The organism is Roseburia sp. 1XD42-69, from assembly GCF_003612565.1.
Classification (GTDB): Bacteria; Bacillota; Clostridia; order Lachnospirales; family Lachnospiraceae; genus Roseburia_B.
Genome location: NZ_RAZG01000004.1, coordinates 73,856 through 95,741, shown reverse-complemented (window position 1 = coordinate 95,741; position 21,886 = coordinate 73,856). Strand labels below are relative to the sequence as shown.

Genomic DNA, 21,886 nt, shown 5'->3' with positions numbered 1-21,886 from the left:
TCAATCGAATTTTCTCGTATAGTTACTTTTTCCACTAAATCGTCCCCCTACAGTTTCTTTACAAATTACTATTTATCATTTCACTGCTTTTTATTGAATCCAGAAAATCATTTAAAAATACTCTCTAGCCAATGCGCTTTTCTTCTTTACATATAAAATAACTCCCTTCAATCTCATAAATTCCAACATCAAATTGTCTATAATAATCTGCGGTTTCACTGCTTGTTGTAACAATAATGTTTTTCCCTAAATCTCCATTTACCTTACAATCAGCTAAGATCTTCTGTGACAAAGCATCAGTTTTATCATAATTTCCAGAATTGGCAATCCAATAATATGTTTGCATATTATTCTTAAATGCCCACACTGCCAAAGTTCTAAGATCTCCGCCATATTCTTCAAACAATACACCGCCATCTTCAACCGCAATTTCATTTCAACTTGGATCTACTATATAAGAAAGATTGTTACATTTCTCATTCATAGCCTTATGCTTTTCGATAATGCATGTATGTATATCAAATAATTGTAAAATTACAATAAAAGTTAATATAGCATATGCATAATTTTTATTATCATCTAGGATTTTCCATAATAATATTATTAAAAGGCAAAAGATTGTATAATATACCGGGTAAAACATTCTCGAACTTGCCCTAAATATACCACATATACCTGCTATTAGCTCCGGCAATGGAATCGTACATAAGATCAAATCATTAAATGTAACTACATTGCTAATTGCAAAGCACATTAAAAAATACTGATAATAGCCAAAAATATATGCCGTTTAATGATTTCAAATATAAAATGTTGTTTTTTCAGCAAAATTGAAAGTATCGTAAGTAAAATTATAAAAACAGAATACCCCCCAGATAATTGAAACCATCATAATTTCCAAGTATCTGAGGATGGGTCTTTAATAAAACAGACCATGTATATTGCCCGCAGCTTGTAGGATTAATAATTGAATTCATATTCGTCGAATAAAATCCATATCCATCACGTGACGGACTAATACCGTTTCCCAATACTCCAATAATCATCCCGAAAATATATGTGACAATCTGGATACCTATGAGATATACAATCGTGAAGTATCTCTTTTCCCGAACATCACCAATCACACTTAGGAAGGCGAAAACAGCTACCATTGGCAGGAAATATGGATGTATACCTATTGCCAGTATTTCCAAAAGCAAATAACAGCCATAAATATACCCCCCTTCGTAAATCGCTATCAAAATATTTAAAATATAAATACATTGCAAATAGTATAATCCATTGTGATCCTAATGCCGTATGTCTGAATGCACGTTCCATCAAAATAGGTGAAAATCCAAAAAGGAAAATGCCTATGGTAGAGTATGCAATATTTTGTGTTTTCAGATGAATTATTTTAAAGGCAGCAACAGACTGCAATATGTAACATAACAAGGTATAAATCCCAAAATATTAAAATGTGTCCGGCAAAAACCTTCTAAATGCTTTGAAGATGATGGCAACTATTGGGATACTATCAGTAAATGAAATGACTGTTCCAGTTCCAACAGACATATTATCTGCCATACCCAGAGGCATTCTCCAGTCGGAATTTCTAAATGCAAGCCAGCCCGCATAATGCTGAATAATATCCGTCTAGTCGTATCCAGATAAAATCCATCTGTCATTTGTAATATTTAATGGCGAAAAACCATAAATTAGTGTAAATATCATCATTCCAATCATGAATGGTAATAGTATTAAAAGAATTCCGGATTTTAATTTTTCATAATATATTGTGTTGTAAACTCGTCTGTCCTTTTTTATCATGAAATCTCTCCTTTAATCATTTTTCATTTTATAAAACTTAACTATTGTATCAATAATAAAGTCTATGCTATTTTCCTTTAAACCATAATACAGCGGTAACCGTACCAACCTCTCACTTTCTGAAGTCGTATACTTATCCACACCGCTAAATCTTCCGTATTTCTGTCCTGCCGGACTGTTATGCAGAGGAATATAATGAAATACCGCCAATATTTCATTTTCTTTTAAGTAAGCAATTAACCGTGTTCTTTCCTCCAAATCCCTTGCTTTTATATAAAACATATGGGCATTGTGTTCACAATTATCCGGTATATATGGAAGTTCAATTAATTCTTTATCTGATAAAAACTTAAGTCCAGAATAGTAACGTTTCCAACTTTCAATCCTGTTATTGTTTATTTCTTCTGCTATCTCCAGTTGTGCCCATAAATATGCAGCATTCAACTCACTGGGAAGATAGGATGAACCCGCCTCCACCCAGGTATACTTATCAATTTGTCCCCGAAAAAATTTACTTCGGTTTGTACCTTTCTCTCTGATAATCTCCGCTGGTTCAATATTTGCGCTATCACGAATAAGCAAAGCCCCGCCTTCACCCATACTATAATTTTTAGTTTCATGAAAACTGAAACAACCATAATCACCAATCGTTCCCAATGCTTTTCCCTTATAAGTACTCATAATTCCCTGAGCCGCATCTTCCACCACATACAAACCATGTCGTTTAGCAATATCCATGATCGTATCCATTTCACATGATACTCCTGCATAATGTACCGGAACAATCGCTTTTGTTCTATTCGTAATAGCATTCTCAATTAACTTTTCGTCTATGTTCATAGTATCTGGACGAATGTCTACAAAAACAGCTTTTGCTCCACGCAGTACAAATGCGTCTGCGGTTGACACAAATGTGTATGACGGCATGATTACTTCATCTCCCGGTTCAATATTACATAACAATGCAGCCATTTCCGTAGCATGAGTACAAGAAGTTGTCAATAAAGCCTTTCTTGTTCCCGTCTTTTCTTCCAACCATGCATTACACCTCTTTGTAAATTCTCCGTCACCACAAATTTTATGATTTGCAACTGCCTCTTTTATATACTCTGCCTCTTTTCCCACGTATGGTGGTACATTAAAATTTATCATTTATTTTCCCTCCCCAACTCTCTCTTATTATGTCGCAATAGCCGTAAATAATTACATCTAAATACAGTTTAACAATACTCCATTCAAAAATCAAGTTATCTAAGGCTGCCATCCAAGACATACTCATACTTTCTTGACATAAATTGTTCCGGCTAATAAATATTTTTCTCCGGATTTATATAATTAAAGAGACACCAACACCGCCCCGCCCACAATGAGAGCCACCCCTAGCACCTTTTTTGCCGTTATCCGCTCCTTTAAACTGAAATAAGAAAGCACCATAGTCCAAATATACGTGATAGAAGTCAAGGGCAAAACAACAGAATAATCCAAATATTTTAACACATGGATATTTAATACAGCAGATAATAAGTACAATCCGCCTCCCACATATAAGTTAAGATTAAAAAGCATTTTCAAAAAATTCTCATTTCCAGAAGCTTTTTTCAAAAACAAAGAAGCAATTGATCCAATTGCCGTCATAATAATAAGGATTACATAATATTTCACTCTTCATCCCCCCCTGCAATTAAAATCACTCCTGCAATAATTACCAATACCCCAATGCATTTGAAAAGGGAAATCTGCTCTTTTAAGACCAATGCAGCCAACAGAATACTTAGTACATAATTCAAACTCAGCATAGGCTGTAAAACTGACAACTTTCCATATCTGTATGCTATAATCATAATTAATGCGCCAACACCATAAAAACAAAATCCTGCCAGCAATACCCACACGCTGGTATCCACAGAAATTTTCCACAAAAGCTGTCCAATACAAACACATATAGAGGAAAGCAGCATCAACAGTATTCCCTTTTTATTTTTCCGTATCGATTCAATCATAAGCCCTCCATTCTACTTTGGCTTATACGCTCCAAATAGATTTTTAAAAAGTATTTTCATAAGTTCGGAATTGCCTTTAAAAAAGCTGATTTTCGTGGGAGTCTTTCCTTTTTTCGGATATGCCCTTGTCACTGGAATCTCACAGGCTTTGTATCCAATCTGAGTTGCCCTGACTGATAAATAAGCTAACAATTCATAAGTCATAAAAATATCCCGCAGAGGCTGTACTCTTTCATCCTTCAGGTATTTTACAGAATAAGCCCTATATGCATTTGTGGTATCTGTAAACTTTTGCCTGGCTGCTAAAGATATAACCGGCGCATGGATAAGCTTAACAGAAACCAATCTTATAAAAGGCGTGTTAACCGCCTTTCCTCCCTTTACAAATCTGGAGCCCTGAATGAAATCATAACCTTCTTCCAGCTTTTCTATAAACTTTGGCACATCTTCAATACTGTCTTTATTATTGCCGTCTATCGTAATAATTCCTTCATATCCGCGCTGCAGAGCCCACCAGATTCCCATGCGAAGCTGCGCTCCCTGTTTCCCTTCGTCCTGCTTCACCAGGAGTGTATTTACCTGCAGCTTCCTAAGTTTCCGCTCCTCCGTACATCCGTCTGTGGAGCCGCCGTCGCAAATTACAATATCTGCATATTCAGAAATCTTATGGTCGTAAGCTCTTTTCAGTTCTTTATGAATACGGCTCCCTTCATTAATTATTGGAATCAGCACAACATAATCCTTATTTTTCCCTTCATATTCTGTACATTCAAATTCGGGCACTCCTTCTTGCTTTTCATAAATCATCCAAAAACCTCCTGTACATACTTCATACTTTCTTCAATTACTGTTATATCTTCTGCTTTCCCCATTTCTATAGACACAAATCCCTGATACTTCTCCTGTCTTAACAAATCTGCCAATTCCTGATGGAGTGTCCTTTTTTCAATGGGTTTTAAGTGGGGTTCACTTATATGGACATGATTAACCCTTGATACCTGCCCCTTTAAAACTTCCACTGATTCATGATTTTGTACCATTGTCCCCACATCAAGATTCAATTTAAATCCATCGGAATTAACTTCCCGGATTAATTCTAATGCCGCTTGGGTATCATTTACATAATTTGTATTGTAAATCCTGGGATTCGCTTCCATTCCTATTACAGTACCTTTTTCTTTTGCATAGTCCCCTATCTCTTTAAAAAATAAAACTGCAGAATCTGCATTCCCTCCTTCCGGAATATTCCGATTTTTAGGACATCCAAACACTAAATTACCGCAGTCAATTTCTGCAGCAAAATCAATTGCTTTATTTGTATACATAGTCAGCAAATCACGCTCTCTTTGCGTTCCAAAAATGTTCTCCTGTCTGCCAAACCAGATTGACTGCATAGAAGGAATATGGAATCCATATTCTTCCAACAAATTCTCTTTCCATTGCTTTGCCTCTTTCAAACAATCGTAGGGCGCATCCGGAAATATTCTTGTAGGCGCAATTTCTAATCCGGTAAAGCCAAATGCTTTCATACAGTTATATATTTTATTATCATTTACTGAATCCCAGGCGATATTTGATATTGATAATTTCATACCCCACGCTCCTATTCATAACTTTTTACAAATTCCAATATCATTTGCATGATCTCTTCTTTACTCAAAATGTATCCATTCTTCCCATGAAATACTTTATCATACTTTGTCTTGTAATTATAATCCGCCGGCGTCCCTCCAAGTTCATTGACAAATGCACTTCCCGTCAAAAACTGATATAACTCACCGGCAGAAACCGGTTCCGTTGCCGGATGCCATAATTTAATATTTTCCTTTAATAAAAACTGGATATCATTCCAAAGACGCCTTAAAGGATAAAATTGATAAACACTTCTACTGTCCGTAAAATTTAAAGCTGTAAATCCTAAATCTTTAAACATTTGTCTCAATAAAATCTTTTGCTGGTCATCTAATTCTATACATCGGTAAAATCCATTTTCCTGTAATTCATAAAACTTCTTCAACTCTATATTCTTCTGAACAAGTTCATCAAATTTTTCCTTTTTCAGCATGGAGGGAATAACATTGATAAAATCATAGATAAAATTCTTCTTTATGTTATTTCCAAATAATCCAGGCAGTCTTATAATCACCCCATCAGGGTAATTCTCCCTCACCCAACACTCCAGCCGATATCTGTTCAATCCATAGGCATGAAGTTTATCACAGTCAATTTCCGTATCCTCATCCACATCCACCGGACTTTTAAATACATCTATAGTAGATATCAGCACCAATTTCTTCGGCTGGATTTTTGCTATATTTTCCTGTGCCTGATAAATCAGTTCCATATCCTTTTGAGGCATATTATTTGCCAAGTATTTTTCTGCTCTCATACCGGCGTATATGAGTAAATCCGGTTTAGAGCCATAGCTTTCCGTTATATTTTTTGAATTATATACACAGTCAATATTTCCCTGCTCAAAAATATTGCTCCCCACAAACCCTGTATAACCAACTAATGCAACCATATCTGTTCTCCCTTATTTTGTAAGTTTTTCAATACTCTCAAAGCTATATTTTTTCCTTTTGAATACTAATTCCACCAAAATCTGAAGATATTTGATGATTATGGTAAGAATCCCAAAAAGTCCAAAAAATGCAAATGCCATAAACAGAATGGTGGTTGTCCATCCTTCAATAGGCGTTCTGGTTAAATAAATCACAAAAGAATACGCTGCCATGAAAACTGCCATAAGCATCATAACCATTGTCATGGTCACAGAAAAAGAATACCCCACTTCCGTAAACAAAATCAAAGTATCTATTGCCAGAGAACGGCGGTATGCCTTTTCCACTTTATCTTTTTCTTCCGGTTTATTTTCCACTGTCTTATATCTGAGATTGCATGTTTTCAAACCACAGTTTGCATATAATGCCTTTCTGTAGGGTATAGATTTGCTCATACTGCTCACGCGGTTTATCACTCTTCTGCTCAGCACCCGAAAACTTTCCGTATAGATTTTGTAGGGAAGATTCGCAAACTTCTCCAACACAGAATAAAAGAGATTTGAAGAAAATTTCTGTCTTTTATCAGGGGATGCGCTTACTATATCAAAACCCTCCAAAGATTTTCGGTATACCCTCATGATTTCCTCTTTATCATAATCCCGCCTGGTCGTATCAAATTCTAAAACAAAATCCCCAATAGATAAATCCACCCCCGCATTCATGGCAACTTCCAACCCATGAAAATAACTCATATTCAATATAGATACGCTTGTATGTTTTGCTTCCCCGCTCACCTTCTTGATAAGAGTTACACTATCATCATCTGAACTGTCATTCACACAAATTATCTCTGATTTTTCAAAATTAGACTCCATGCAACCTATCACCATTCTCAAAAAGTCTTCTATACGGTCTGCCGCATTATGCACATATATAATTGCTGACATAAAATTTTTTTCTTTATTCTCCATCACTCAACACCTCATCTAAATCATAAACTGTATTAATTTTTCCTGATAATACTCCTACACAAGTAGGATTTTGGGAATAAGTCCGAATTACTGTGGGCCTTGAATCATCAATTTCTGAACTCATCAAAATAGGCTTCATAGAAAACAATGAACTATGATACGTAAACTCATAGGTATCTTTCAGATATTTTCTTGCCAGATTTGCCATATAGGGAAAGGCCGTCTCTGGCTTGGCCTGACAATCATTACAGTTTCCCAGATGTTTCGTGGAACAATAGCCTCCGCTTTTTTCCTGGCAGGAAAATGCAGGCACCGGATCATAGCTTGTACTATGAGGGGTAAAGGTCACCGAAGTCAATGAGTGGAGTCCCGTTTTCCCGAAAGGCATAATGGAAAAAAACGGCCCATCCATAACTGTAAATCCATACTCCTCTAAATTTTTATTTACATCACACAAAATAATTTCACATAACTCATATTTTATACCAAATTTCTCATATCCCAGCATATCTAAAATTTGATTCGTTGCTGCATAAGTAGCATTGAGGAGAAAACCTGTCTGATACCTTTCCTTGTCATCATCCAAAGAAATTTCATAACAATCCTGGTGTTTCTCAATGTTTTTTATATTTACTCCATAACGTATTTCCACGTTATTCAAGGGCTCTAATTTCTCAAGAAAATAATCTTTCAAAATCATAGCATCATAAGTATATTCCCTTGTTAAAAAAACTCCGTCACACATGCCTTCTTTAAAGAACTTCTCCGGATGTAACCTTTCACATGGAATATTCGCCGCCTGACAAAAACTTTCAAACTGTTCACCGTCTGTCCAGGAATATTCCCCTGATGTGGCATATACTTTATTAAATTCTCTGTTAATACAAAAACCATAATCCTTATTAAACCGCTCAAAGTAACCCGCAGACTTCATTGCAGTAGAAATAGACCTGGGATAATGGTATCCCTGGTGCACTCTTGCCTGATTGATAAAAGTTGCCCGGCGGAAGGGTGTGGGATCACACTCCAAAACCAGGACACTTTGTCCTCTGCTTCCGCAAAATAAAGCAGAATATAGCCCATATAAACCCCCCCCCTATAATAATTTTGTCATATTGCATAATTTCCTCCCTATATTGCTTCAAACTCTGTCTAATCCACCACAGGAATTCTTCTTATGGTAATATCATCAATTTTCATGTCCGTATATATTCTTAAAGATCCGTCTACTTCTACTACATCTAAAATTCTGGCAACTGTTCCTGATGGAAGAAGCAATCCCTTTCCCTTCAACCAATAATTCTGAATATTATCATTGTCTAAAAGCAGACAGTTCTCTGTATTGCTATATCCCCCTGTCCACTCGTTATCGGTATAATCTGATACCAAAATTTTTGATGGGACAGTAAGAAAACTCGAAAAATCCAAATATGACTCCCAAAGCTTTACATTATAATAACACTGTCCAAAACCTAAACTAATTAAAGCCTGTTTCGGCAATTCCACAACAGAGATATCTTCTGTCCAAAACGGTGAAGGAATTTCTTTCTCTTTAAAGCTAAAATCATTAATAATCATATCCCCTTCAACAGGGTAGAAATATAAAGAGTAAGGGTATTCCGTATCTGCTTTCCTATTTGCTATGAAATACAGATTGTCTTTATAATAATAAACCCTGTTCTCATCATTTTCATATAACAGCTTACCGCTTTTTGATACTCTGTAAATCATATCTCCACCAGCTTTTGTATACATCTCATACCCGCCAAATATGCAAGCTATTGTAATAAAACAAAACGACATCACTGCTGCATGTTTAAGAAAATCACGTTCAAACAGAATATCTGCCAATAAAGAAATTATTATCAAAAAAAGCAATAACCATGACGGAAAATAATATCTAAATTCAAATGACTGCGTATTTACCAAGTAAGCTCCATAATAGAATAAAGCAATGAAATAGGTTGCCTCATAAATATTCAATTCACTACCAATTCCACAAATTTTAATCCTATAAACAGCAATCAACACCAACGCAGTCAAAAACATAACCCAGGGCATCCTAAAAACTTTCATATAAAGCATAAATGCATAAAAATAATTTACATACGTTTTTCTTGGAACAGAATCATTAAACCCAAATTGGCCCATACTGTCTAAAAGATTATATTCATATCCATATATGGTTAATGATTTTCCTATTCCTAACATATGCGAGACAAAATCCCATTTCGTTTTAATATATACCTGAGGTTCCCGTTTTATCAACCCAACATACTTTTTCAAAATACGCTTCGGGTTACCCGGTTCAGAAATAGCTGAAGCATTTATGCTGCCGGCAAGCATATTATTAATATGCGCATTCTGTTCAATATAATGGCTATTATCAATGGCTTGTTGTGTCGACCCACTGCCGAATATATCATCCAGATAATCTGCATATTCAGCCTGCTTTTCACTGTCCATAGTTTGAATAGTAGACACAATTTCCCAAGCAAAGCCCGCAGCATACGAAGACATCGTATTAATATTTAACATTTTAGGTATCAGTGACGTAAACAAAAAACCTAAGAATATGGAGCCAATCATAACCAGGCTTCTTATCCTGTTTCGATACTTGAACAATATAATTAATATAAGAGCCGGAAGTATGGTAAATGCATTCGCCCGATATCCAAAACAAATGTACGATGAAATAATTATCAACAGACATGTAAATATTTTATCAAATCTGCTTTGCATCTGTTCCCATTTCCAGATAAGCAGAATTAGGCATAAAATGGCAGTAACACAACCTACACTTGCCTCATAAAAGACCCCAAATGCCCACATAACAGGTGAAACAGTAATACAAAATCTATTCCAAATTTTGTGGTTCTTTTTAGTAAGATAATCTCCAAAAATATAAGTTATCAGAAAAAAGCAAAAACATTGTAAAAAAGTATATAATACTACACTCCCAACAATCTCTTTTGATAACATAATAAAAAAACTGGGTGTAACTGTAAGCCATGACCCCACTTCATATAACTCTACATCTCCATTTAAAAATGCATGTATGGACATTTTCAAATTTGACACAAATGATATTCTTGCATATGAATCCGTATACATAATCCCTGGATAAGTAAGTATACATAGAAAAGTTGAAATTAATATACAGGCTAAAATCATTCCCTTGTTTTTGCGTATATATGTTATATAAAGAGAATTGGTAACAACATTTAGTATCTTTGGTCCAAACTGAACCAGCTTAATATTTCTGCGCTTTTTCGCCGGCCGCCCCTTGCTATATATATATATATATATATATATAGCAAGAAGTGAAAATCCGCAAACTAAAATAATTGATGACAATTTCATATTTACCTCCCAAACTCAAACACATTTTATTTGGTTTCAAAATTTCTTTCTACTAATTCATAGATAACTAAATCCGGTTGTTCTTCTTCAAGATTTACCTCAAAGGATACATATGGACTATAAACCTCTCTAAACTGGGAAGCTATAAACGGCAGCATAGGCGTCCCAAAAGAATCTCTAATAAAAATAAGCTTTCTCTTGTCTACAGGATTTGATGACTTAGTACGGCAATATGTTACAAAACTATCATAACTGTTCACTGTATCCCCCTCCCATGCCACAATGCTATCTGTATAACCGCTTATTTCAAAATTCGTATCTTTCTCAAGAACCCCTGCCAATCCCATCATATTGGCCAAATCCCATCCATTCCATGTAAAAACAGGATTTGCATTCTTCTCAATATCAATTTCATCAATTTCCGGAAGTTTTATATCCAATTCTTTTAGCAAAGACTTGGCGCCGCAATATCCTCCTAAATTATTCCAATGCGTATCAGAATGCATGTACAAGGAATATTCCGGATATTTCTCCTTAATAGAAAGCAATTCTTCCTCTGGAAATACAACAGTAATATTTGAATTTCTCTTAATATATTGAACCAATTGTTCCAGCCTTGATATACTGTCTGCTTTATAAATATAATTTGGTAAATAATCTTCTCCATAAATACTTGCTTTATTCGGAGCTACAAATAGAATGTATTCTATTCCTTTACTTTGATAATATTCTTGCTGCTGTTTTTGTTTTTCACAAATTTCTTCAAGTTCCTTCTGTGTATACAAATTGATTCTTTTATAATCACTCATTGTTTCAGCATAAAACAGCCAGCCTTCTTTTCCGACTATAACGTTTTCTGAGGCTGACTCTCCAAACCCCCACAATGCTATCTCCCCATTGGTTCTAATCAAAACATCTTTATAAGGCAATGTGTCTTCAAACCATTGTTCAAACAATTTAGGGTATTCTATATAGTTTTTTAGGGAAACTTTGGGAAAATCTGCATTTTTCTGATTTTTAGAATAGTTACCATTAAGTTTTTTTACAACAGAAAATATAATCAACGGCGTTAAAAACATTATCCCAAACATAATAAGCCAACTTTTTTCTCTAAAGTCCTTCTTTCCAATTCTCATAAAGTAAGTTCTCCTAAACAGATATAATATTTCTAAAACCTAAAATAAATAAAAGGATTATAGGAGTTGCTGGCTAATAAAATAAAACATAAGGCCACCATTGATGCACAATAAAGCAGCTCTAAAAATCCCCCTTTGAATTGTTTCAATTTTCCATCCTTTTCTATCACTGTTTGAATAATACCACATCCTGCTATTGCAAATACCAAAATCAGTAAAGTTCGTAAATTCACAATTTCAAGAAAGGAATAAGTCTTTTTTGCATAACACCATGGAATAAACATTCTTTTCAAATACTCGACAATTTGTATCAAATCCGTTAAACGAAAAAAGATCCATCCCGATACAAATATCAATACAGTATAAAAATGTGCAAAAATTACTGATTTTTTTAACAATTTAAGTAAACCTAATCTTTCAACTATAACAAAGAAGCCATGATAAATACCCCAAACTATAAAATTCCAGCTGGCTCCATGCCATACCCCTGTCAAAAAAAATACAACTGCAAGATTTATGTTTGTTCTGATTTTTCCTTTTCTGTTCCCCCCCATTGGAATATAAACATAATCCCTAAACCAGCTGCCTAAAGAAATATGCCATCTTCTCCAAAATTCTGTTATTGATTTAGACAAATATGGATAATGAAAATTTTCCTCAATATCAAATCCAAATATTTTTGCCAGGCCAATTGCCATATCTGAATATCCCGAAAAGTCATAATATATTTGCAAAGAATACATAATAGCTGCTGTCCACGCCAAATACCATGACACATTTACTATATCTAATGCAATAATATTGTCAACTGTCATTGCCAGCATATTAGAAACAATTACTTTTTTTCCAAGCCCATAACAAAATCTTCGGATTCCTATTGCGACTTTTTGAATAGATTCCTTACGATTTCTTATCTGATAATCTATATCTTTATATTTAACAATTGGCCCTGCTATCAGTTGAGGGAAAAAAGCGACATACAATGCAACATGAATAAAATTACTCTCGGCCTTACATTCTTTTCGATATACATCAATAACATATGACATTGCCTGGAAAGTAAAAAAAGAAATCCCTATAGGCAATGTAACATTTTTGTACTCTAATTTTAACGAAAAAATAGTATTTATACTTTCAATAATAAAATTCAGGTATTTAAAATATACTAACAACAAAATATTAATACCAATATCCGCAATAACCACTATTTTTCTATAATTACTTTTTTCAATTAGCAAAGCTGCGAAATAGTTAATTAGTATAGAAAATAACATAAGACAAACATAGCCCGGTTCTCCCCATGCATAAAACATCAAACTAACTATTAGCAGATAAATATTTTTCTTTTTTATTTCCTTACCCTTACTGGTATATATATATATATATACCAGTAAGGGTAGGAAGCCCCAGAGAAAAAACATAGATGAAAAATTCATTTCATTCTCCTAATTCATTACAATTCATTTTCAAACTCTATTATCCTTATGTTTTCATCTGCGAATATCCAAATAAACATAATACTGCAAAACAGACTGTTGATAATTCTCTGTACGTAAAAAAACTATGCAGATAGGAATGATTTCCTTTAACGAACAGCCACAACAATACTAATCCTATAATCACCATATAAGGGATTCCATGATATAAGGCTTTAAATAGCATATTCTTTTTCATCAAAATTCCAATCAAAATTAAATTAATAATAAGAAAAATAATCCATATCGGACTATTCCGCAAATTATTCAGCAAAGACAAAAATAAATCTTTAGTAGTGAAATCAGTACCTGCTATATCCCTGGATGTCCTTAATTTAACAACATCATATGCTTCTTTAAACAAATTCCTCTTTAGAATAACAGACCCAACAATCCACTTAGATACCCAGATGCCTGCATAGCCAAATCCCCATGAAAATACCATCCCCAATACTTCCATCACACTATCTCTAGGTTTTTCAGAATTGCATTTTGTACTGATAATATAAATCAATGGTATCCCTAATGTACAAAATGGATATGATAACAAATCGTAATAACAAGCAAAACACCCTATAAACGTAAAAGCTAAATAGATATTGAATCCTTTCCTTATAAATAAATCCGCAAGAACTAGCGCTAAATTCATAATTATATAAATATTGCTAAAAAACATATTATGTGAAATTACTATAGGATTTAAAAATAGCAACGTAACAAAATATGCAACACTAAGGTATATATTTTTCTTAAAACATATATATAATATACACCCCCCCATTGATAAATTAATACCCAAAAGAATAAGTCTTATCTGTTTCAAGTTGAAAAAATAAAGAAATAATTTATAAATACTTATATAACCATGCCAGTATCTTGAATATTCTTTTTTGACATATCCATCTTTTATTTCGTGTACATAATACTCATTTAAAGCTACTATCGTTGAATTCGAATTATTAGTTATATAATAATTCATCATAGCCTTTTCCGTTAATGATTCATTTCCATCATAAATTATTTCCTGTAAAATTAATGCATCGCTAAAATTATCTACCTGGCTTGTGCACCATGGAAATAAAGCAGGATATATTCCTTCTTCTAATAATATTTCTGCTGATGATTCAATATTGAATTCTAATTTTTTTGTTTTTGGTAAAGAATAAGCTCCAACAATCATAATAAGACCTAAAACCGTACAAAACAACACTACTCCTACCAACTTTATGCCAATACAAATTACTCTTTCATATTTATTCAATCCTTTAAGCACCTTCACTTTTCATTTTACTGAGCTAAGTAAGCAAACGCTATAATCTCCTTCATTCCATATGCTATCCTCAACTTTAACAATTCTATAATTTCCTTGCACATCTTTTACGGAAATCTCTCCGCCTTTCTTCTCCTTAGATATTAATAATTGCACATTATCAAAATAGAAATAAAAGTCATTATTTTCCTGAACAACCAGAACCGCATTCTGAGCTGAATTATACTCATCTTCAAAATATAAATCATTATTATATATTTTAGCAAACTGTGACCAGTGATCCTTTTCTATGGCCATGGAATTCATGGTTTCATACAAACTAGGTGCAAAAACGGATATAGCTCCATATTGTTTCCAATAATCCAATTTAATGACATTTTCTATAGCCACTATACGATCATAATTTGAAACTTGTTCTTTTACAAAAACATGATTTCTTATTTGAACGCCAACAGATGATACTATAATTACTAAAATGCAAATCCAGCTAATCCCTTTAAATTTTAAATGAGTTACAAGCTTAAAAAATATAAATGTAAGAGAAAACATAACGGCAAAGTAAAGATAAATGCTGACCGGAATCCAGGTAAAAGATTCAACAGTTACCCCCTCTTGATACATCGGGGTCAATGCATTTGGAAGTGCAGGTAAAAATCCGTACACTATCGCAACTGCTAAAATAAGTATTTCTTTTAAATCTAAAAATTTCTTTTTCTCTAATATTTTGTTCTTAGATAAAAGGAAATATAACAGAACAAAAAGTGACAATCCAAATATGATTATAATTGGGTTAAATACATTTTCAAATGTAACATTTCCAGAGTTGTAAAGTTCAAATAAATATTTATATTTATCGTTAAAATAAGAAAAATATGTTGGAAATACTGCTACAAATAAAATCTTTAAAACATTCAAAATAGAAGTCAAAGAATTAAATGATAAATGTGTTCCCTCATAATTTGACGGAAAAAGATAGCCTTGCAAAAAATATAAGATTAAATAGATAACAGACACAGTTACCCACGGAAAACTCGCATAAATAACTTTTTTTATACTAATTTTTTTATCAATATTTTTTATTATATAAATAGCAGGAAACAGCAGCACATAGGTAATAAGAAATTCATAAAGAAACATCGACCACAAAAATAATCCTATACTGACAAAGAACTTTTTCCTGTTATAGTTATCCAAATAATCTATATAAATTATTAAAGAACACTCTAAAATTATCATTGGTTCCAGGCATACTATGACAAAAGCATTTGGAACAGCAAATTCAAAATTAATCGGCAGAAATATTGAAATCAACACGCAGAGCAGAATAGAAAATTCCCTATTTTTCAATATTTTGTAAGTCAAGTAACCAAATAAAACAATGGACAAAAATAAAAAGGCAGAATTTATCAAACCAAAAATATATTTATTATCACTTAAAAAGGACATAAATTTTAGATTACCTATTGCCCCCAAGACTCGGCCTTTTAGAATATATTCATTATAAATTGTAGTCTGGAAAAAACTTTTTATCCCTTTTTGTGACCATAATCTTAATAAAAGTTCATCATTACACATTATACCCTTAATGAACATCGGATAAAAAACAAGAATCACCAAAATAATACCAGCGAAATGTTTCATACTAATTTTTTCCAGTTCTGACTCTCTTATTTTCTTTAATAACTTCAATATTTTTTCCTCCCATATCATATCTGAAAAATTTTTTCATCCTGACCCAAATACTATTAACTATTATAGGGAATACAATTCCAGCAAAATAATAAACAGGCCATAGTTCATTAAATGAATGGGGGAACAAACTTAAAGCATCCATTTTTCCCAATAGATGACAGACCACAAAGTCCACTGCTTTAAAAGCCAGAAAATGCATTGCCATTATATCAAAACTCTTACGACCTAACAGAGAAAAAACTTTTTTAAGTTGAATATTTTTACTAATCACCTTTCCCAAACATAAGCAAAAATATATTCCACATAAAGTTACCGGATAGAAAGCCCATACATTAATTATGCTAAATTGTATCAATTCAATCATACCTATTTCTGATTCCACAACCCATACTAGCAATCCTATGCTTAAGATAAGGCCAATTATATTGATATATTTTTGAATTCTATCTTTATATCGTGCAAAATAATGGCCCATTGCTATTATCGGCACCATTAAATATGCAATCTGCATATTATATAATAAACCAAAATGATTTTCGATAGAATACAAGCCTATAATCCCAAAAAATATAAACACTATAATCCGTATACTTTCTTTCAACTTAATATACGGAACGCTATCAGTTATCAATTGAATCGTAGCAAAAATACAAATTGCAAAAAACAACACTGGCAGAAACCAGAAAGCCGATAATAGTTCAGATATACCATTAAATGTCAACATATTTGTTAATGCAATTAAATAATCTTCTTTTCCAAATTTTGCTCCATCTATGATCCCTATACTTACAAAGAAATTTCGCAACATCAAATAGATGAAAGTATAAAATATAAATGGTTTATATAAACCAGATAATTTTTTAGCCACAAATCCCCAATAATCTTTCACTGAATCTTTATACAAATAACCTGAGCAAAAGAAAAAAATCGCTAGATGATATAAATAAACAAAAACTCCTACATGGTATGTATGACCAAGTAAATCTATATCCCAGCTAGCATGTCCTATCACAATTGATACAATTCCTATTCCTTTAATCACATCAATATAAGAATCTCTGTTGCTAATTTCTACACTATTCATTATTTCTCTTTCCTTATTTTTTTATAATACTCAAAAACGCAATTACAAATTGACCAAAACAGCGAAACTAATAAATACAGTTTTTTCTTTAATAAAATAACGGAAATCTTTCGGTATATTCTTACGGGCCGGCTTTCCCACGTAACAAACTCTTTTAATTCATAATTATCCCATATATTAGGAAATAACTCATATACTTTTTTCATATATTTTTTCAATAATTCATACCGACTGCCAAATGGCTCTAATCTAATAGGATAAAAAGCCATACTAAGCACTTGATGGAGGTATACCGAACCCCTGATTTTCTCTTGTTTGTCGCTGTCTAACTCTTGAATCCTTTCATCACAGATCTTTGCCGTTTCCAAAATTACAAAACGTTTTTCACTAAATCCACTATTCTGAATAGATCCTGTCCTCTGATAATAATTATAATAAGGTTTGTTCACAATAGAAATTTTTTTTGCCCTTCCTAATACGATTGGCGTAACAGCAACATCTTCATTGTTTTTTCCAACCGGAAAGCTGAGGTTATGATATAGACTCCTTTTCACAATCTTATTCCAGGAAGCAGGCATCATTGACATATCAATAACTTGTGCAAAATTTCCTTTCCGTGAAGAAATCGCACATGGCCAAACCGTGTTTTTTTCCTCTTGGTCATATACTAATTTTATATCGCATACCACAACATCTGCACTTTCTTTTTCTGCCGTTTCCAGCATTTCGTAATACATCTCCGGTTCAATATAATCATCAGAATCAAGAAAAATAACAAATTCTCCCTGGGCTCTTTTTAACCCATAATTCTTTACATCTGAAAGACCTCCATTTTCTTTATCAAATCTTTTCAAAATTAAAGGATATTTCTCACAATACTCTGATATTATATCTCCTGAATCATCTGTCGAACCATCATTGATAATTAAAACTTCTATATTTTCTTTTACTCTTTTTTTTGCTTCCAATACTGAATCTAAACATTTTTTTAAAAAAGGCGATGTATTATAAACAGGTATTATTACTGTTAACTTAATTTTATTACAATCCAAAACGTTTCCTCTCTCTTCTTCTTCTTTCCATAACAATTTCTTTCGTTTCTGGCGAAACATTAAAATTATCTAACGCAAAATCCTGTAATTTAACAATTTCTTCAAATTCTTTTTCATGTGATGTAGACAATGTAAGTCCTTGAGTCTGCATTCTATGATAATTTAAAGATTCTTTAAAATATGCAATCTTTCCTCGCTTTAAAATATTCATGTATACATACCAGTCTCCAGCTAAATGAAATTTTTTTGCCTCTTCAAGTATATCATAATAATCATCCATTCGTATAACTGTACTTGAAACATTAGCAATCGTATTATTAATGCACATGCTTTCTGCAACTTCATCTACGCCATTTTTAATATAGTCCTGTTCCCATTTACCAGTATTAAACAAATCAATCCATACTCTCAAATCTCCCATTAATAACACATTATTCTCATCCATTGTCAAAGATTCACAATAAGACAACACCACATCTTTATCATCGAATCCTTTCATAACTGTCTCTAAAAATCTACAATTACTGCTGTCATCAGCTTCCGCAATCCAAATATAATCTCCTTTTGCCTCAGAAAATGCTTTTTGCCATTGTGAAAAAACACTGCCAGAATTTTTCTGGTTCTGTGCCAAACGCATTGGTATACCTGATTTATTTTCTTCAATTCTTTTTCTAATCAAAGCAACACTATTATCTGACGAGCAATCATCAAGAATGATGATTTCCGATACGGGATAAGTCTGACACAAAACGGAATCTATGCGTTCGTCTAAAAAACGCTCATAATTGTAATTTGGGATAACTGCACTCACTTTTTTTACAGGATATGCTACTCTGTTCATCTCATCATTTTGCCCATGAACAGATACAATAATATTATCGGCTTGTCCTTGTGCCTGTTTATATGTTCTCTTTAACCATCCATGTATTTTGTTTTTCCATCTATTTGGCAGTGGCAGCTTTCTATAAACATGACGCAGGAAATTAGAATTATCCTCATTCTCCTTAGTCAACTTATCAAATTTCATCTTCAACTGATGATTTAAAGATTCTTGCTCAGTTAACAATAATTTCAAATGCTCAATTTCAGCATTTTTTCCCTCGATATCCGAATTTATATTTTTAATAAGGATTCCATTATCGTCAACTATCTGACGTATATGCTGCTGCTCATACAACAGAGCTGAATATAAGTCGTATACTATCTTGTCATCTACATCATAGCTATATACTATAATCTCAGCTAATAATTCCTTATCTCCTTCTTGGAGAGGAATTTCCAGCATTGGCATTTCTTTAACAAAATAATAAGTATTTGAAATCAAAATCCCATTATGCTTAAAATCCATACATTCTCTAAACTCGCCGTCATTTTTAATTTTTATAGAAACAATATCCATTACACAATTACAATTCAACGGCAAAAATAATGCTCTGTTGCTGCCTGATAAAATTTGAAGATTTATCTGTACATTTTTAATATGAGGATTTATCTGCCTGCTCACGCTTTTAGAATAATCAAATATGCCATCATGTTCAAACTGTATTTCTGATTTGTAATATGAAGTGCTGTCTAGAGACACGATCCTCTCACATTTTCCTCTTATTAAGTCAGTATTTAAAGCTAACACAAACATATACTGATAAATATTTCCCTGAGGCCTTGCAATTAACTCTTTAAACACCTCTTTAGAAACATCCGTATAAGAATTCTGAATCTCTGTTTCTCCCACCCTAATATATTTAGCTTTTTCTTCTACAATAGTTAGTCCAATCTGCTGGGCCATGTCTGCAAATGATTGACGTGTAAAAAATCTTACATGTGTATTGTCCATTATGCCTGTTGGATTGTAATGAAATTTATCATTCATCAAATCTATAATAACAGAATTATGAGAAACGTTAGGCACGGATACTAATACTTTTCCGTTTTCCTTCAAAACAGTCTTACATCTATCTAAAACATCTTGCGCATGTACTAAATGCTCCAGTACATCTGCAAAAATTACATAATCATATTTTTTTCCGATTTCAATCCATTCATATTTTTCAATATCTCCATGTTTTTCACCTAAAAATGCTTTATCTGCATATTGGGCTGCCTCCCGGCCCGACTCTTCGTCAATTTCAACAATGTCAACACAACAACCTTTATCTACAGAAAGGTATCTGGTAAGCCGGCCGTTTGCTGACCCAAACTCTAAAACGTATGAACCTTTTTCAACTCTATTGGCAATCCATGTTATTGTATTTTCATCATACATATCTAACTTAAAATCATACTTACCCATTATTTCCTCCATTCATGCGGAACAATAAATACTCCCTCTCCAATATAATCTGCCGTAACTGTAAAAGTTTTAATTTTAGCAAAATATTGGATTGGAACAGTTGCTGTTTTATCAAATATCGCAACATCTAAATAATACTGTCCTCCCAGCACCCGTATTCCTTGATTATATACTAATTTAAAACGATTCCTCCCATATCGCCATGGAATCTGTATATTATCTAATAAAGTATTTACCCCGCAAATGTATTCATCATCAATTCGTTTAATTGCCACCCCTAATACAGGATATTCCGTTTTTTCATCGTAAACATCATAATATACCTCTATCGTCATGGGCCGAAATATATCAAATTTTTCATTCTCCTTGCCATTTTCATCTAACAGGCGGATACCTGCAATTTCTGCAACCGCCTCCTCTGTTCTAGGTATAAACTCCTGAATTCCATTAATCTGGTAATCAGAAGTCTCTTCATTTTTTACATCTCTTACTTTAAGATAATCCATATATTGGTCGCAAACTCTATTCGTTTCCCCGAATGCTTCAATTACGCCTTCTTTTAACCATGCTGTCATTGTACAAAATCTTCTTATAGCGTTAATATCATGTGATACAAATAAAGTTGTAACTCCTTTATCCATCATGTCTTTCATTTTATCCATGCACTTCATTTGAAAGTGCATGTCCCCAACACTAAGTGCCTCATCTACAATTAAAATCTCTGGCTCCACATTAATAGCAACTGCAAAAGCAAGCCTTGCAAACATACCAGAAGAATACGTTTTAACTGGCTGATAAATAAAATCTCCAATATCTGCAAAATCTATTATTTCTTGTAATTTACTATCCATTTCCGCATGAGTAAATCCCATCATAGTTCCGTTAAGATAAATATTTTTTATTCCTGTAAACTCCGGGTTAAAACCTGTCCCAAGTTCCAATAAAGCTGCAATCTTGCCATTAACCAAAACTTTTCCTGATGTTGGTGTTAAAACACCCGTTATTATTTTCAACAAAGTAGATTTACCAGCCCCATTGTTGCCAACAATACCTATAACTGCTCCCTTTTCAATTTTCAAATTCAATTGATTCAAAACATGCTTTTCAGTATTGTACACTTTACCCCAAATATTAAAAGCTTCTTTTACCCTGTCAAATGGCTTATTGTATAACTTATAGCACTTAGTCAAATTTTCCAACTCGATTGCAAATTTTTCTTGTTCCATATTCCACCAGA

20 protein-coding genes and 1 pseudogene are annotated in these 21,886 nt (G+C 33.1%); all 21 read right to left on the bottom strand.

The genetic code is table 11. From position 1 onward, the window contains the following. Positions 1-124: 124 nt before the first annotated feature. Positions 125-406, bottom strand: a complete 282-nt coding sequence (locus D7Y06_RS03380) for a hypothetical protein (protein ID WP_120406426.1) — start codon at positions 404-406, stop codon at positions 125-127. Positions 407-851: 445 nt separating this feature from the next. Then, on the bottom strand, positions 852-1,196 hold the full coding sequence (locus tag D7Y06_RS03375) for a hypothetical protein (protein ID WP_147415575.1): 345 nt from the start codon (positions 1,194-1,196) through the stop codon (positions 852-854). Beyond that, positions 1,117-1,629: pseudogene (locus D7Y06_RS28515) on the bottom strand (DUF6311 domain-containing protein). The gene D7Y06_RS03375 and the pseudogene D7Y06_RS28515 overlap by 80 nt, the downstream one beginning before the upstream one ends. Positions 1,630-1,638: 9 nt before the next feature. Then, positions 1,639-1,812 carry a hypothetical protein gene (locus tag D7Y06_RS25815; RefSeq protein WP_158591207.1) on the bottom strand — a complete coding sequence of 58 codons (174 nt, stop codon included), beginning with the start codon at positions 1,810-1,812 and terminating at the stop codon, positions 1,639-1,641. Positions 1,813-1,824: 12 nt separating this feature from the next. Continuing rightward, positions 1,825-2,964 (bottom strand): dTDP-4-amino-4,6-dideoxygalactose transaminase, encoded by a 1,140-nt coding sequence (gene rffA / locus D7Y06_RS03370; RefSeq protein WP_120406424.1) that lies wholly within the window; start codon positions 2,962-2,964, stop codon positions 1,825-1,827. Positions 2,965-3,147: 183 nt separating this feature from the next. Then, positions 3,148-3,474, bottom strand: a complete 327-nt coding sequence (locus tag D7Y06_RS03365) for an EamA family transporter (RefSeq protein ID WP_442970367.1) — start codon at positions 3,472-3,474, stop codon at positions 3,148-3,150. Beyond that, positions 3,471-3,812, bottom strand: a complete 342-nt coding sequence (locus D7Y06_RS03360) for an EamA family transporter (RefSeq protein ID WP_120406423.1) — start codon at positions 3,810-3,812, stop codon at positions 3,471-3,473. Before D7Y06_RS03360 ends, D7Y06_RS03365 begins: the two co-directional genes overlap by 4 nt. Before the next feature lie 12 nt (positions 3,813-3,824). Next, entirely contained in the window at positions 3,825-4,619 is a 795-nt protein-coding gene (locus tag D7Y06_RS03355) for a glycosyltransferase family 2 protein (protein WP_120406422.1), read from the bottom strand. Beyond that, a complete protein-coding gene (locus tag D7Y06_RS03350) occupies positions 4,616-5,404 on the bottom strand; it encodes a sugar phosphate isomerase/epimerase family protein (RefSeq protein WP_120406421.1) in 789 nt (262 codons plus the stop codon). The genes D7Y06_RS03355 and D7Y06_RS03350 overlap by 4 nt, the downstream gene beginning before the upstream one ends. An 11-nt stretch (positions 5,405-5,415) precedes the next feature. Next, positions 5,416-6,336, bottom strand: a complete 921-nt coding sequence (locus tag D7Y06_RS03345) for a sugar nucleotide-binding protein (RefSeq protein ID WP_120406420.1) — start codon at positions 6,334-6,336, stop codon at positions 5,416-5,418. A 12-nt stretch (positions 6,337-6,348) separates the two neighbouring features. Further along, a complete protein-coding gene (locus D7Y06_RS03340; RefSeq protein WP_120406419.1) occupies positions 6,349-7,287 on the bottom strand; it encodes a glycosyltransferase in 939 nt (312 codons plus the stop codon). Next, complete coding sequence (locus D7Y06_RS03335; RefSeq protein ID WP_243119058.1) at positions 7,277-8,323, bottom strand: amino acid oxidase; 1,047 nt, start codon at positions 8,321-8,323, stop codon at positions 7,277-7,279. The genes D7Y06_RS03340 and D7Y06_RS03335 overlap by 11 nt, the downstream gene beginning before the upstream one ends. A 116-nt stretch (positions 8,324-8,439) precedes the next feature. Further along, positions 8,440-10,650: a hypothetical protein gene (locus tag D7Y06_RS03330; protein WP_120406418.1), complete on the bottom strand. Its 2,211-nt coding sequence runs from the start codon at positions 10,648-10,650 to the stop codon at positions 8,440-8,442. Positions 10,651-10,676: 26 nt separating this feature from the next. Beyond that, positions 10,677-11,786: an alginate O-acetyltransferase AlgX-related protein gene (locus tag D7Y06_RS03325; protein WP_120406417.1), complete on the bottom strand. Its 1,110-nt coding sequence runs from the start codon at positions 11,784-11,786 to the stop codon at positions 10,677-10,679. A gap of 32 nt (positions 11,787-11,818) precedes the next feature. Next, entirely contained in the window at positions 11,819-13,222 is a 1,404-nt protein-coding gene (locus D7Y06_RS03320) for an MBOAT family O-acyltransferase (protein WP_120406416.1), read from the bottom strand. 46 nt (positions 13,223-13,268) lie between these two features. Beyond that, a complete protein-coding gene (locus tag D7Y06_RS03315) occupies positions 13,269-14,522 on the bottom strand; it encodes a hypothetical protein (protein WP_147415574.1) in 1,254 nt (417 codons plus the stop codon). Positions 14,523-14,543: 21 nt separating this feature from the next. Continuing rightward, positions 14,544-16,220, bottom strand: a complete 1,677-nt coding sequence (locus tag D7Y06_RS03310; RefSeq protein WP_120406414.1) for a hypothetical protein — start codon at positions 16,218-16,220, stop codon at positions 14,544-14,546. Further along, positions 16,174-17,307 carry an acyltransferase family protein gene (locus D7Y06_RS03305; protein ID WP_120406413.1) on the bottom strand — a complete coding sequence of 378 codons (1,134 nt, stop codon included), beginning with the start codon at positions 17,305-17,307 and terminating at the stop codon, positions 16,174-16,176. The genes D7Y06_RS03310 and D7Y06_RS03305 overlap by 47 nt, the downstream gene beginning before the upstream one ends. Further along, positions 17,307-18,359: a glycosyltransferase family 2 protein gene (locus tag D7Y06_RS03300; RefSeq protein ID WP_158591205.1), complete on the bottom strand. Its 1,053-nt coding sequence runs from the start codon at positions 18,357-18,359 to the stop codon at positions 17,307-17,309. Before D7Y06_RS03300 ends, D7Y06_RS03305 begins: the two co-directional genes overlap by 1 nt. Then, complete coding sequence (locus tag D7Y06_RS03295) at positions 18,349-20,649, bottom strand: glycosyltransferase (RefSeq protein ID WP_158591204.1); 2,301 nt, start codon at positions 20,647-20,649, stop codon at positions 18,349-18,351. The genes D7Y06_RS03300 and D7Y06_RS03295 overlap by 11 nt, the downstream gene beginning before the upstream one ends. Continuing rightward, on the bottom strand, positions 20,649-21,875 hold the full coding sequence (locus D7Y06_RS03290) for an ABC transporter ATP-binding protein (RefSeq protein ID WP_120406410.1): 1,227 nt from the start codon (positions 21,873-21,875) through the stop codon (positions 20,649-20,651). The genes D7Y06_RS03295 and D7Y06_RS03290 overlap by 1 nt, the downstream gene beginning before the upstream one ends. Positions 21,876-21,886 lie beyond the last annotated feature (11 nt).